Source organism: Amycolatopsis coloradensis, from assembly GCF_001953865.1.
GTDB lineage: Bacteria > Actinomycetota > Actinomycetes > Mycobacteriales > Pseudonocardiaceae > Amycolatopsis > Amycolatopsis coloradensis.
The window spans coordinates 296304-308878 of the sequence record NZ_MQUQ01000002.1; the positions used below are offsets into that span (position 1 = coordinate 296304).

At 68.2% G+C, this 12575-nt stretch carries 14 protein-coding genes; 5 read left to right on the forward strand and 9 right to left on the reverse strand.

From position 1 onward, the window contains the following. Positions 1 to 111: 111 nt before the first annotated feature. Genes BS329_RS03275 through BS329_RS03290 form a run of 4 tightly spaced genes read right to left on the reverse strand, consistent with a single transcriptional unit; the run spans position 112 to position 4299 of the window. A complete protein-coding gene (locus tag BS329_RS03275) occupies positions 112 to 879 on the reverse strand; it encodes a 3-oxoacyl-ACP reductase (RefSeq protein ID WP_076155530.1) in 768 nt (255 codons plus the stop codon). Then, positions 880 to 2244, reverse strand: coding sequence for an aldehyde dehydrogenase family protein (locus tag BS329_RS03280; RefSeq protein ID WP_076155532.1), 1365 nt, complete (start codon positions 2242 to 2244; stop codon positions 880 to 882). Then, positions 2241 to 2954, reverse strand: a complete 714-nt coding sequence (locus tag BS329_RS03285; RefSeq protein WP_076155533.1) for a gamma-glutamyl-gamma-aminobutyrate hydrolase family protein — start codon at positions 2952 to 2954, stop codon at positions 2241 to 2243. Before BS329_RS03285 ends, BS329_RS03280 begins: the two co-directional genes overlap by 4 nt. Then, positions 2935 to 4299, reverse strand: a complete 1365-nt coding sequence (locus BS329_RS03290; RefSeq protein WP_084749351.1) for a glutamine synthetase family protein — start codon at positions 4297 to 4299, stop codon at positions 2935 to 2937. The genes BS329_RS03285 and BS329_RS03290 overlap by 20 nt, the downstream gene beginning before the upstream one ends. A gap of 227 nt (positions 4300 to 4526) precedes the next feature. Here BS329_RS03290 and BS329_RS03295 point away from each other — a divergent pair, with 227 nt between their 5' ends. After that, the gene (locus BS329_RS03295) at positions 4527 to 5051 is read left to right on the forward strand and encodes a YflT domain-containing protein (protein ID WP_076155535.1); all 525 of its coding nucleotides are present in this window, start codon (positions 4527 to 4529) and stop codon (positions 5049 to 5051) included. A gap of 57 nt (positions 5052 to 5108) precedes the next feature. Here the strand turns inward: BS329_RS03295 and aspS are convergent, their stop codons facing one another. From aspS to BS329_RS03310, 3 genes are all read right to left on the reverse strand, one after another. Next, entirely contained in the window at positions 5109 to 6362 is a 1254-nt protein-coding gene (aspS, locus tag BS329_RS03300) for an aspartate--tRNA(Asn) ligase (RefSeq protein ID WP_076155536.1), read from the reverse strand. Between the two features lie 420 nt (positions 6363 to 6782). Beyond that, positions 6783 to 8006 carry a DUF1700 domain-containing protein gene (locus BS329_RS03305; protein WP_076155538.1) on the reverse strand — a complete coding sequence of 408 codons (1224 nt, stop codon included), beginning with the start codon at positions 8004 to 8006 and terminating at the stop codon, positions 6783 to 6785. Beyond that, the gene (locus BS329_RS03310) at positions 8003 to 8326 is read right to left on the reverse strand and encodes a PadR family transcriptional regulator (protein ID WP_076155539.1); all 324 of its coding nucleotides are present in this window, start codon (positions 8324 to 8326) and stop codon (positions 8003 to 8005) included. The genes BS329_RS03305 and BS329_RS03310 overlap by 4 nt, the downstream gene beginning before the upstream one ends. A 163-nt stretch (positions 8327 to 8489) precedes the next feature. Between BS329_RS03310 and BS329_RS03315 the strand changes: the two genes are divergently transcribed. Genes BS329_RS03315 through BS329_RS03330 form a run of 4 tightly spaced genes read left to right on the forward strand, consistent with a single transcriptional unit; the run spans position 8490 to position 10809 of the window. Then, entirely contained in the window at positions 8490 to 8867 is a 378-nt protein-coding gene (locus BS329_RS03315; protein ID WP_076155541.1) for a GntR family transcriptional regulator, read from the forward strand. Beyond that, positions 8864 to 9751 (forward strand): ABC transporter ATP-binding protein, encoded by an 888-nt coding sequence (locus BS329_RS03320; protein ID WP_076155542.1) that lies wholly within the window; start codon positions 8864 to 8866, stop codon positions 9749 to 9751. The genes BS329_RS03315 and BS329_RS03320 overlap by 4 nt, the downstream gene beginning before the upstream one ends. Then, on the forward strand, positions 9748 to 10434 hold the full coding sequence (locus BS329_RS03325; RefSeq protein ID WP_076155544.1) for an ABC transporter permease: 687 nt from the start codon (positions 9748 to 9750) through the stop codon (positions 10432 to 10434). The genes BS329_RS03320 and BS329_RS03325 overlap by 4 nt, the downstream gene beginning before the upstream one ends. A 27-nt stretch (positions 10435 to 10461) precedes the next feature. After that, positions 10462 to 10809, forward strand: a complete 348-nt coding sequence (locus tag BS329_RS03330; RefSeq protein ID WP_076155546.1) for a DoxX family protein — start codon at positions 10462 to 10464, stop codon at positions 10807 to 10809. A gap of 21 nt (positions 10810 to 10830) precedes the next feature. Here the strand turns inward: BS329_RS03330 and BS329_RS03335 are convergent, their stop codons facing one another. Both BS329_RS03335 and BS329_RS03340 read right to left on the reverse strand, forming a co-directional pair. After that, positions 10831 to 12015, reverse strand: coding sequence for an MAB_1171c family putative transporter (locus tag BS329_RS03335; RefSeq protein ID WP_076155547.1), 1185 nt, complete (start codon positions 12013 to 12015; stop codon positions 10831 to 10833). Next, entirely contained in the window at positions 12012 to 12575 is a 564-nt protein-coding gene (locus BS329_RS03340) for a hypothetical protein (protein ID WP_076155548.1), read from the reverse strand. The genes BS329_RS03335 and BS329_RS03340 overlap by 4 nt, the downstream gene beginning before the upstream one ends.

Sequence of the window (12575 nt, forward strand, 5' to 3'; positions counted from 1 at the left end):
CCCGGCCGCCGGGTCGTCGTCACCGACCCTGGGACCCGAGTACATGAAGGCCCCCTTCCCATACCTAGGCGCAAGGAAGGGGGCCTTCATGTACTTCAGGGCGACGCGGAGTCACAGCGGGGTGACATAGGCGCCCGAGATACCGCCGTCCACCAGGAACTGCGAAGCGGTGATGAACGAAGCGTCGTCGCTCGCCAGGAACGCGACCGCGCCCGCGATCTCCTCCGGCTCCGCGAACCGCCCGACCGGCACATGCACCAGCCGCCGCGCGGCCCGCTCGGGGTCCTTCGCGAACAGTTCCTTCAGCAGCGGCGTGTTCACCGGTCCCGGGCACAGCGCGTTGACCCGGATGTTCTCCCGCGCGAACTGCACGCCCAGTTCCCGGCTCATCGCCAGCACCCCGCCCTTGGACGCGGTGTAGGAGATCTGCGACGTCGCCGCGCCCAGCACCGCGACGAACGACGCGGTGTTGATGATCGAGCCCTTCCCCTGCCGCCGCATCTGCGGCAGCACCGCCTTGCAGCACAGGTACACCGAGGTAAGGTTGACCTTCTGCACCTTCTCCCACGCGTCGATGCCGGTGGTGAGGATCGAGTCGTCCTCCGGCGGGGAGATGCCGGCGTTGTTGAACGCGACGTCGACCGAGCCAAAAGTGTCCACGGTAGTCTGGAACAAGGTCTCGACCTGCTCGGCGTCGGTGACGTCGGCCCGCACGAACAGGCCCCCGACCTCGTCGGCCGCGGCCTTGCCCGCCTCGGCGGAGATGTCGCCGATGACGACCTTCGCGCCCTCGCTCGCCAGCCGCCGAGCGGTGGCGAGACCGATGCCGCTGCTGCCGCCGGTGATGACCGCGACGCGGCCTTCGAAACGCTGAACCATTTAATCCTCCGTGCTGATGAAGACGTTTTTGGTGTCGGTGAAGGCGTCGACGGCGTCCGGGCCGAGTTCGCGGCCCAGCCCGGACTGCTTGAACCCGCCGAACGGCGTCCAGTACCGGACGGACGAATGCGAGTTCACCGAAAGGTTCCCGGCTTCGACACCGCGCGCGACACGGAAGGCGCGGCCGACGTCGCGCGTCCAGATCGAGCCGGACAGGCCGTACTCGGTGTCGTTGGCCATGGTCACCGCGTCCGCCTCCTCGGCGAACGGGACCACCGCGACGACCGGGCCGAAGATCTCGTCCGAGGCCAGCGGATGCCGCAGGTCGGGCGGGGTGACGACGGTCGGCGGGAACCAGTAGCCCGGCCCCAGGGGCGCGTTGCCCCGGAAGGCGACCGGCGCGGAATCGTCCACATAGGACGACACCTTCGCGTGATGCCCGGCCGAGATCAGCGGCCCCATCTCGGTCACCTCCAGGCGGGGGTCCCCGACGACGACGCCCTTCACGGCGGGTTCCAGCGACTCCATGAATTTCTCGTACACGCTCGCCTGCACCAGGATCAGCGACCGCGCGCAGCAGTCCTGCCCGGCGTTGTCGAACACGCCGTACGGCGCCGTGGCCGCGGCCTTCTCCAGGTCGGCGTCGGCGAACACGATGTTCGCGTTCTTGCCGCCGAGTTCCAGCGTCACCCGTTTCACCCGCGCGGCGCAGCCCGCCATGATCTGCTTGCCGACCTCGGTGGAGCCGGTGAACACCACCTTCCGCACCGCCGGGTGGTCCACGAACCGTTGTCCCACCACGGATCCCTTACCGGGGAGCACCTGGAAGACGTCCTCGGGGATCCCCGCCTCGCGGGCGAGTTCGCCGAGCCTGATCGCGGTCAGCGGGGTGAGTTCGGCGGGTTTGAGCACGACGGTGTTCCCGGCGGCGAGCGCGGGTGCGAACCCCCAGCCGGCGATCGGCATCGGGAAGTTCCACGGCACGATCACCCCGACCACGCCGAGCGGCTCGTGGAACGTCATGTTCACCCCGCCGGGTACCGGGATCTGCTTGCCGCTCAACCGTTCCGGTGACGCCGAGTAGTACGTCAGCACGTCACGGACGTTGCCCGCCTCCCAGCGCGCGTTGCCGATGGTGTGGCCCGCGTTGACGACCTCCAGCTGGGCGAGGTTCTCGATGTCGGCGTCGACGGCGTCGGCGAAGCGGCGCAGCAGCCGCGCCCGGTCACCGGGGGCCACCGCACGCCAGGCGGGGAACGCCGCGTGCGCGCGGGCGATCGCCGCGTCGGTCTCCTCGGCCGAGGTCGGCTCGACCGACCTCACCACCTCTTCGGTGGCGGGGTTGATCACCTCGAACGTGGTCATGCGTGCTCCTTCGCTGCTTCTACGAGTGCCTCGAAAAGCCTGATGTCGTCGGGGTTCTGTTCGGGATGCCATTGGACGCCGAGTACGAAGTCGTCGCCGGGCAGTTCCGCCGCCTCGATGGTCCCGTCCGCGGCCCAGCCGACCGGCACCAGCCCGTCACCGAGCCTGTCGATCGCCTGATGGTGATAACACGGCACCTTGGTCTCGGTGCCGAGGATCGACGCGGCCCGGCTGCCCTCGGCAAGGGTCACCGTCGTGGCGCCGAAGGTCGCCGGAGCGGGCTGGTGATCCGCGCTGTCCAAAGTGTCCGGCAGATGCTGGGCGAGCGTTCCGCCCAGCGCGACACTGAGCATCTGCAACCCGCGGCACACACCCAGCACCGGTTTTCGACTGTCCAAAGCGGACCGCAACAGCCCGAACTCGAACGCGTCCCGGTTCGGCCGGATGTAGGTCGCCGCGTGCTGCTCCTGGCCGTAGCGCGCCGGGTCGACGTCGGCGCCGCCCACCAGCACGAGACCGTCCACGGCGGACACCAGCCTGTCGTGCGCGTCGCTCACCGGCGGCAACAGGACCGGGATCCCGCCCGCCGCGACGATCCCGTCGACGTAGACCCGGTGCAGCAGCGCGGCTTCGGTCTCCCAGACGAGAAACTTCGCGGGCTCCAGATAGGAGGTGAGGCCGATGAGGGGGTCAGAGCCTTTCGAACCCACGGATCCTCTCCCAATCGGTGACGGCGGCGTCGTACGCGGTGAGTTCGACCATCGCCGCGTTCAGGTAGTGGTCGACGACCTCGTCCCCGAACGCGGACCTGGCGAGTTCGCTCCGGTCGAGCAGCGCCATGGCCTCCCGCAGCGTCGTCGGCACGGTCGGCTTGTCGGAGCCATAGGCGTTGCCATGGAACTCCGGCTCCAGCTCGAGTTCGTTCTCGATACCGTGCAACCCGGCCGCGATCAGCGCGGACACCGCGAGGTACGGGTTCACGTCGCCGCCGGGTACCCGGTTCTCGGTGCGGAGCGAGTCCCCGTGCCCGACGACGCGGAGCGCGCAGGTGCGGTTGTCGGTGCCCCACGCCACCGCGGTCGGCGCGAAACTGCCCGGGACGAACCGCTTGTAGGAGTTGATGTTCGGTGCGAGGAAGTAGGTCAGCTCCCGCAGGCCGGCGAGCTGCCCGGCGAGGAAGTGCTCCATCAGCGGCGAGAACCCGCCGGGGCCGTCGCCTGCCAGCACGGCCTGACCCGAAGTGGAGCGCAGGCTGATGTGGATGTGGCAGGAGTTGCCCTCGCGTTCGTCGTACTTCGCCATGAACGTGAGACTCTTGCCCTCTTGCGCGGCGATCTCCTTGGACCCGGTCTTGTACACGCTGTGGTTGTCGCAGGTGGTCAGCGCGTCGGCGTAGCGGAACGCGATCTCGTGCTGGCCGGGGTTGCACTCGCCCTTGGCCGACTCGACATACAGCCCGGCGCCGCCCATGTCGTTGCGGATCCGGCGCAGCAGCGGTTCGATCCGCGAGGTGCCGAGCATCGAGTAGTCGACGTTGTACTGGTTGGCCGGGCGAAGGCCCTGGTACCGCTTGTCCCATGCCGACTCGAAAGTGTCGTCGAAGACGATGAACTCCAGTTCGGTGCCGACGTAGGCGGCGAGGCCGAGCGCGGCCAGCCGGTCGAGTTGCCCGCGCAGGATCTGGCGCGGCGACGGGGCGACGGCGCCGCCTTGTACCCGTTCGAGGTCGGCGAGGACGAGTGCGGTGCCCTCCTGCCACGGGAGCAGGCGAAGCGTGTCGAAGTCCGGGCGCAAGACGAAGTCGCCGTAGCCGGTCTCCCAGGAAGACATCTCGTAGCCGTCGACGGTGTTCATGTCGACGTCGACCGCGAGCAGGTAGTTGCACGCTTCGGTGGCGTGCTCGACCACCTCGTTGAGGAAGTACTCGGCGGCGCAGCGTTTGCCCTGCAGCCTGCCCTGCATGTCGGTGATGGCCACCAGCACCGTGTCGATGGCGCCGTCCTCGACCAGTTCCCGGAGCCGATCCAGTGTGAGCATGCCGCGCCTGTTCGCCATCAGCCTCACCTAAAGGTTCGAAGCGGTACCTTTACGGCTTCTTCCTACCGGGTCAGCTTGACCCGGTCAACTTGGTCAATGGTCTAATTGGTTATCCATTTCGGACTGTAGTTGATCCCTGGGCGGATTGTCTGCGATGCCCGGCTGAGAAGATGCTGTGAATCCCGCCGGACGGGAGGAGATCCGTACCTCCGGAACGTTGTACGGATCAAGAGAGGTGAGAAGGAATGACACAGGCATTCACGCAGCAGACCACGTTCACCGAGCCCCAGGGGCGGGCTCAGCTCCCGACGCTGCCCAGCGGGTGGCCGATCGGCTCTTACGAGTCGTACTCCGAAGCGCAGCGTGCGGTCGACCACCTCGCGGGAACCGACTTCCCGATCACGGACGTCACCATCGTCGGTGTGGAACCGATCCTGGTCGAGCGGATCGCCGGGCGGATGGGCTGGAGCAAGGTGCTGACCAGCTCGGCGCTGTCGGGCGCGATGTTCGGTATGTTCCTCGGCCTCGTGCTGAGCCTGCTGAACCCGGGCGCCGGACTGGTGCCGATCCTCGTCGGTCTCGTCGGTGGTATCGGGTTCAACCTGCTGTTCGGCGCGCTGGGGTACGCGGCATCGAAGAACAAGCGCGGATTCATCTCGCAGAGCCAGCTGGTCGCCCGGCGTTATGACGTCCTGGCCCAGCCGCGCAACGCCGAGAAGGGCCGCGCCCTGCTGGCCGACCTGGCCGCCAGGAGCGCTTTCCTCCACTGAGCCTGATCCCCACGCGACTCGGCACCTCCCCCGCGGTGGTGCCGAGTCGCGGCGTTTTTACGGGGCCAGGCGGTGCAGGTCACGCGGGAAGAGCGTCGCCTGGCGCACGTTGGGCAATCCGAGCAGCCGGGCCGTCCAGCGTTCGAGACCGAGCGCGAACCCGCCGTGTGGCGGCATGCCGTGCGCGAAGACGTCCAGATAGTCCCGGTACGGCTCGGCGGACTCACCCCGCACCGCCAGCGCGGTGACGTAGTCGGCATACCGATGCAAGCGCTGGCCACCGGTCACCAGTTCCAGCCCGCGGAAGAGCAGGTCGAAACTGTTCGAGTACGCGGGCCGCTCCGGGTCCGGGTGCGTGTAGAACGGCCGCTTCGCCATCGGATACCCGGTGACGAAAAGGAACTCCGAGCCGTGCGTGCGCAGCGCCCAGTCCGAAAGCAACCGTTCGTGCGCGGGCGCGAGGTCCGGTTCGCCGCGCGGGTCCTCGCCGGAGAGCCGGGCGATCAGGTCCTGGGCGTCCGCGAAGTGGATCTCCGGAATCTCTTCCGGCACCACGACTCCGCTCGCCGGGACGGCCGCGGCCATCCCCGCGACGGCCTCACGCAGCACCGTCATCACGTCGTGGTGGTCTTCTACGAAGCCGAGTTCGGCGTCGAGACTCGTGTACTGCGCGAGATGCCGGGCCGTGTCGTGCGGTTCGGCGCGGAAGACCGGTCCGACCTCGTAGACCCGCTCGAACACCCCGACCAGCGCCTGCTTGTAGAACTGCGGGGACTGCGCCAGGAACGCCCGCTCGCCGAAGTAGTCGATGCCGAAGACGTTCACTCCGGATTCGGTGGCCGACGAAACGATCTTGGGCGTCTGCGTTTCGGTGAACCCGAGCCCGTCCAGTGCCGACCGGAACCCGGCGACGCTCGCCGCCGCGATCGTGAACACCTCCTTCAGCCGCGGATGCCGCAGCGCGAGCGCGGCGTTGTCCAGCACCGTCGGCAACGACGCCCGCAAGGAAGGGCGGTAGAGGTCGAACGGCGGCGGTTCGGCGGGTTCGGAGAGCAACCCGACCGACGGCTCGGTCACTTCGAATCCGCCTGGCGCCCGCGGGTTCGCGGTGACGAGGCCTTCGACCTCGATCACGGTCTCCTCCGGCGGGCCACCGGATCCGGCCACGACGACCTGCCCGAGCCCGGAACGGTCCCGGACCACGACGAAGGTGACGGATTTCAGCTGACGCCGCCGGTGCACCCAGCCTGCTATTCGCACCCGTTCGCCGACGTGCCGGGGGAGGTCGGCGACGAGAACACGCGAGATCATCACAACTCCTGTACGGATGTGCGCGACCCCTTGGGAGTGCGGGCGAGAAGGGAACTCGCGGTACCACCGCACTTTCGCCGCCGCCCTGGACGAGCCGCGGCCTCGAAGGCCCGGTGACGGGGGCCGGACGGCGGGGCATGGGGCGCCGGACGCCGTTCCTCCCCGCACTCGGGAGGGTCTTCACCACGGGCGCGAGGCCGCCTTCCCAGCTACCGGCGGCTCTCTTGGTCTCGCGTGCTCCCCTGGCTACTCGTCTCCGTCAGCGCGTTGCCTCAAAGGTTAGGCCTCCCAGTGCGACGCTCGCATCCGCATTTCGTCCTCTAGTTGCGGTAGTTGGCCACACGAACTACCGCAACCAGAGGACGAAACGCCGCGAGATCGGGTGGAGGCGCCCCCGACAGCCGCCTCCACCCGGACCACCTAGCGCGGCGGCTGAGTGGGGCTTGACGGCGGCGGGACGGACGAAGAAGGCGGCACAGGCGCGCCCTTCGGGATCGCCGCGCTGAACGGGACCTCGGTCTCCTCCTGGCAGTAGGAGCGATATCCGTTGTAGCCGTCGCGGTTTCCGTCGCCGTCCTGGACGCCCCGCTCGATCTGCGGACGCGGGTAGCGGTTGTCGTCGCCGATCTTCCGCTTCTCGCCCGTGCTCTTCTCACAGGCGTACCGGGTCGTGCTGAGTGGACGGCCGTCCTCGTCGTAGAGGTAGATCCCGGTCAGCGGCTTGCCCTCGCCGTCGAACGCGTAGATGTTCTCCACGTCCTGACTGCCGTACATCAGCAGTGGATTGCCGCCGTAGCCGTAGTTGCTGTGGTTGTTCGGCGTGTTGTACGAGTTGTCGCCGTAGGACCGCTTCGCGATCAGATCGACCGCCGCGCCCGCCCCGCCGAGCATGCCGCCGATGACGAACGCCGAGATCGGCACGGCCAGCCACAGCAGTCGCCGGTCGCCCTTCAGCTTCGGGCCTGCCCAGACCACCGCGACGGCCGCCAGCAACATCAGCGGCAGCAGGAGCACGGCCTCGGTTTCGCGGAGCACAAGCAGCAGGCCGAACACGACCAGCACCGCCGCGCACAGCACCCACCACGCCGGCTTGAGCGTGCGGAAGTAGTTCAGCCCCTTGCTGTTCCGGTCTTTATGGAACGAGCCCACGATCTCGCGGAGCTTGACCACCTCGGGCAGTTCCGCGATCGGGGCGACACCCCGCCGGACCACGTGGACGACGCTGATCGCGAGCACGGGTGCGACGAAAAGCAGACCCAGCAACGGTTCCACCCGGATCAGCACCGCGGCCGCGAAGCCGAACAACGCGAACCCGCCGACGGCGAAGACCAGCCCCCACAACGCGAACCGCGCTCCGCCGATCCCGGTCTTCACCTTCAGCACGGTGGTCTTGTCGCCCGCTTCGGCCGGACGCGGCGGATAACCGCCCGACGCCCTCAGTTCGGCGGCGTAGCTCTCAGGGCTGCCCAGACGCTCGATCAAGGCATCGACCTTGGGGTGCTCCCCCAATTCCGCCTCCATCTCGGCGAGATGGGGCCGGACGTCTTCGAGGATCTCCTCGACTTCGCTCTCCGGAAGGTCGGCGAGCGCGCTCCTGACCCTCGCCAGATACACCCGCACGGCGGTCGGATTCTGCGTGCTCATACTGCCTCTCCCAACAGGCTGTTCATTGTCGTGGCGAAAGTCCGCCAGGTCTGCCCCGACTCTTCGAGCCGCCGGCGGCCCGGCTCGTTGAGGCTGTAGTACTTCCGGTGCGGGCCTTCTTCGCTCGGCACCACGTACGACGTCAGCAGGCCCGCCTTGTACAGCCGCCGGAGCGTTCCGTACACCGAGGCGTCACCGACTTCCTGCAATCCCGCGACCCGAAGTCTTCGGAGCACGTCGTAGCCATAGCCGTCCTCTCCGCGAAGCACCGCGAGAACGGCGAGGTCCAGCACGCCTTTGAGTAGCTGACTGATCTCCACAATCGCGTCCCTCCCAGTCTTACGCAACAGAAGGTACCACGCATTGCACAGTAGTGCGCACGGCACAGGCGGCTTGCGCTCGACCGAGGTTCATGGGTTACTTAGTCCAGTAATGAACCACCGCACCTGACGCAGGTGCACGAAGACTGGGAACGGAGGTGTCGTGCTCGACGAAGGAACACCGCTGTTCGTGCAGATCGCCGAACAGATCGCCGACGACATCGCCGAGGGAAGCCTGGCCGAGGGGGAACGCGTGCCGTCAACCAACGAACTCGCCGCCTTCTACCGGATCAATCCGGCGACGGCGGCCAAGGGCATCAACGTGCTCGCCGACAACGGCCTGCTCGAGAAACGGCGCGGTATCGGCATGTTCGTCGCCGGCGGAGCGCGGGAGAAGCTGCTCACCGACCGGCGGAAACGATTCGCCGAGCAGTACCTCGAGCCGATGCTGGTCGAAGCGAGGCGCCTCGGTATCGACGACGAAACCCTGATCTCGCTCATCCGCGGGAACGGACACCAGAACGGAGGACCCGCCGCATGACGCCGACCATTTCGACCACCGGCCTGACCCGGCGCTACGGCGACCACCTGGCACTCGGCGATGTCTCGGTCGACATCGAAGAAGGCAAGATCACCGGCTTGCTCGGCCGCAACGGCGCGGGCAAGAGCACCTTCCTGCGCATCGTCACCGCGCAGGAGTTCGCCAGCGCGGGCTCGGTCCGCGTGTTCGGCGAAAACCCGATGGAGAACGAGCGGGTGCTCCGGCGCATGGTGCTCGTCCGCGAGGACCAGCAGTTCCCGGACTTCAAGGTGCGGCACGCCCTCGCAGCGGCGTCCTGGTTCTACCCGAACTGGGACGCCGAACTGGCCGAAACCCTGCTCCGCGACTTCGACCTGCCGCTGAAGCGGCCGATCAAGAAGCTCTCGCGCGGGATGCGCTCGGCGTTGTCGATCACGCTCGGGCTGGCGGCGCGAGCGGAACTCACGCTGCTCGACGAGCCATACGCGGGCCTCGACGCCGTCGCGCGGCAACTGTTCTACGACCGGTTGCTCGACGACTATTCGAGAAACCCCCGCACGGTCCTGCTCTCGACGCACCTGATCGACGAAGTGGCCGATCTGCTGGAGCACGTCGTGATGATCGACAAGGGCCGCGTCGTCCTCGACGCGCCCGCCGACGAACTGCGCGGCACCGCCGCGACGGTCAGCGGACCGGCCACGGCGGTGGAAACCTTCGTCGCCGGACGCCGGGTACTGCACCGCCGCAAGATCGGTTCGCGGGCTTCGGTCACCGTCGCCGACGCGCTCGACGCGGCGGCGAAAGCACGGGCACAGACCTTGCACTTGAAGCTGGAACCGTTGTCCCTGCAGCAATTGATGGTGCACACCTCCAACGGACAGACCGCAGAGGAGGCGTCCGCATGAACACCCTGGTCACTGTCGCGCGTTATCACCTGGTGGACCGGCTCCAATACCTCGTCCTCCCGGTCGGCGTCACGCTCTTCGCGTTCCTGGTGAACGTCACCATTTTCGCGACCCTGCAAGAAGAGCACGAGAACTACTCCGGCGGCTTGTTCACCCTTTTCGTGTTCATGCTCGTCTGCGGGGCCTTGAGCATGACGAAGTCGCTGCCGTTCGGGCTCGCGCTCGGCGTGTCGAGGAGGTCGTACTACCTGGGCACGATCCTGCTCGTCGCCGGGTTGTCCGCGCTGTACGCGGTGGGGATCGTGGTGTTCCAAGCGATCGAGGACGCGACCGGCGGCTGGGGGCTGAGTCTCAACTACTTCCGGGTGCCCTGGCTGCTCGACGGCCCCTGGTACCTGACCCTGCTCACGGCGTTCGTGTTCCTGACGCTGATGTTCGTCTACGGCATGTGGTACGGCCTGATCTACCGGCGTGCCGCGGTGCTGGGCGTCGTCCTGTTCGGCGCCGCGCAGGTCTTGGTGCTGCTGGGCATCGTGCTGGTGCTCACCTGGACCGCCTCCTGGCCGAAGATCGGCACCTTCTTCAGCACGCTGACCGTGGGCGGGCTGACCGGGGTGCTCGCGGTGCTGGTGGCCATCGCCGCCGTCGGCGGGTTCGCCACGATGCGGCGCGTCACAGTCTGAAGTCCTTCCACACCAAGGAGTTCTGTGATGACGGTGGCTCATGTGGTGCTGTCGGCACTGCTGGTCGCGATCTTCGCCCCGCTGGGGGTGGCGAAGATCCTGCGGCGGCCGTCGCTGATTTCCCGGACCGAGCGGCTCGGCTTCTCGGTCCGGCGGATCCAGGGGATCGGCGCGTGGGAGGTCGCGGGCGCCGCCGGACTGGTCGCAGGGCTGTTCTGGCGGCCGTTCGGCGCCGCCGCGGCGATCGGGCTGGTGGCGCTGCTGATCGGCGCGGCGATCTCGCACCGGCGGGCGGGCGACGGGATCAAGGAAGTCGTCCCGTCGGTCTGGTTCGCGCTGGTCTCGGCGGCCGCAGCCGTCCTCGCGATCGCGTGATCAGACGACGGACACCCGTGATCACGCGAGTACCGCCTCGCGGGCCCTGTCCCGGATGCGTCCGACCACAGTGGACCGTCGCCAGGCGTGCGTGACCTCGACCAGCCACGCCGCTTCGGTGGCGATGTCGGGTTCGTCGAGGTAGGTCGCCGGAACGTCGTCGGGGACGTACCGGCGGCCTGCCTCGGAGGCGACGAGGGCGGCGGCCAGCGCGGCGGCCTCGATCGTCGCGGGAACGCGGGCTTCGGGGATTTTCGCCCTGCGTGCCTCGGCTTCCGCGACCGGCGGGATGTCCGGATCGAAGTACGGGCGCAGCGCGAGATGGCCGTCCCGGATCTCGATGACCCGGCGGTACAAGGCGAACTCGACACCGCCCGGCATACCGGGGCCCGGGTCCAGCGCGATTCCCGGGACGGCTTCGCGCATCGCGGTCCACAACGGCTCGATGCGGCGGTAGGTCCGGTAGGTGCCGAGCAGGCGAAAGGGGGTCGCCAGCGCCGGGCCCCACACGCTGAGCGTCGCGCCAGCCCCGGCGAGGCCGACACTCAGCGCCGCCAGGATCGACGAGAGCGTGTCCTCACCGGCGTCGACCTCGCCGGTGGTGGCGAGGATGTAGATGTCGTCGACGTCCCAGAAGGTCCAGCCCAGCGCGGCGACCCCGCCGCCGACGAGCAGCCAGAGCCCGGTGCGAAGCGGACCGGGATCGGCATGGCGCGCGAAACGGGCGAAGACGATCGAAAAGGTCAACAGACTGACCAGACCGTACGCGAGGAACACGACGTTGTACGCGACGAACCAGCCGAGCCCGCCGGGACCGGCGGCGGTGTGTTCGCCGACGCGGTAGCTGCCGGAGAGCAGGAAGAGCGCGATCTCGGCGGCCACCACGGTCCAGGAAAGCACCACGTGCCAGCCGATCCGCTTGCCCTCCCCCAGCTTCAGCGAATGTGAGAACGCGACCGCGAAGGCCATCGCGCCGATCTTGAGCAAGTCGGCCGCGAGGTTCAGGAGACTGCCGATGGGCTCTTCGATGCCGACGGCGTTCTCCATGGCCGGGGTGAGCAGCATGATGCCGCCCGCGATGCACATCCCGAACGCGCTGAGCAACCACATCCGCCGCAACGGCTGGGTATGGCGGGCCTGGATCAGCTTGTACCCGAAGCCCGCGAAGGCCACCACGCAGCAGAAGTACGCGATGGTCTCCGTCACGGCAGGCGCCGCTTCCGGCTGCCGAACAGGTTGTCGACCCTGGCCATCCCCCCGGCGAGGTCGCTCCCGCTCTCGTCGGTGTGCGCCGCTCCGCGCACCGACGTCCTGGCGACGCGCTGCGCGAGGAGGCTGGCGAGCAGTTCGGCCTCCTGCTCCTCGACGGCGCTGTAGCCAGTGCGGCCGAGAACACGGCGGACGAGTTCGGGCGACAGGTTCGGCATGAGGGTCTTGCTGGCGGCGGCGTCGAGCGCGATGCCGTCGGCGCCCGCGTCCGAACCGACGTGGCCGCACAGCAGATGGCCGACCTCGTGCAGGAGGATGTGCCGCCGGTGCAGGGCGGTCGTGTTGGCCGGGTAGAGGATGTAGTCCGCGCGTTCGGTGCTCATCAAGAGCCCGCACGGACCGCTGGCGGGGACGTCGACCCGCATCAGCTCGATCGGACGGCCGCGTCCGGCCGCGAGTTCGGCGGTGAAGGCCTCGGCGTCGAAGGGCTCGGGCAGGGACACGCCGTCGGCGAGATTCCGGCAGCGTCGCCACAACTCCTTACGGCCGCGGTCCAC

What these genes read in the sequence shown, in the direction of transcription:
- BS329_RS03275 (WP_076155530.1), bottom strand. Translation starts at nt 879, where the DNA reads ATGGTTCAGCGTTTCGAAGGCCGCGTCGCGGTCATCACCGGCGGCAGC.
- BS329_RS03280 (WP_076155532.1), bottom strand. Translation starts at nt 2,244, where the DNA reads ATGACCACGTTCGAGGTGATCAACCCCGCCACCGAAGAGGTGGTGAGG.
- BS329_RS03290 (WP_084749351.1), bottom strand. Translation starts at nt 4,299, where the DNA reads ATGGCGAACAGGCGCGGCATGCTCACACTGGATCGGCTCCGGGAACTG.
- BS329_RS03295 (WP_076155535.1), top strand. Translation starts at nt 4,527, where the DNA reads ATGACACAGGCATTCACGCAGCAGACCACGTTCACCGAGCCCCAGGGG.
- aspS (WP_076155536.1), bottom strand. Translation starts at nt 6,362, where the DNA reads ATGATCTCGCGTGTTCTCGTCGCCGACCTCCCCCGGCACGTCGGCGAA.
- BS329_RS03305 (WP_076155538.1), bottom strand. Translation starts at nt 8,006, where the DNA reads ATGAGCACGCAGAATCCGACCGCCGTGCGGGTGTATCTGGCGAGGGTC.
- BS329_RS03320 (WP_076155542.1), top strand. Translation starts at nt 8,864, where the DNA reads ATGACGCCGACCATTTCGACCACCGGCCTGACCCGGCGCTACGGCGAC.
- BS329_RS03325 (WP_076155544.1), top strand. Translation starts at nt 9,748, where the DNA reads ATGAACACCCTGGTCACTGTCGCGCGTTATCACCTGGTGGACCGGCTC.
- BS329_RS03330 (WP_076155546.1), top strand. Translation starts at nt 10,462, where the DNA reads ATGACGGTGGCTCATGTGGTGCTGTCGGCACTGCTGGTCGCGATCTTC.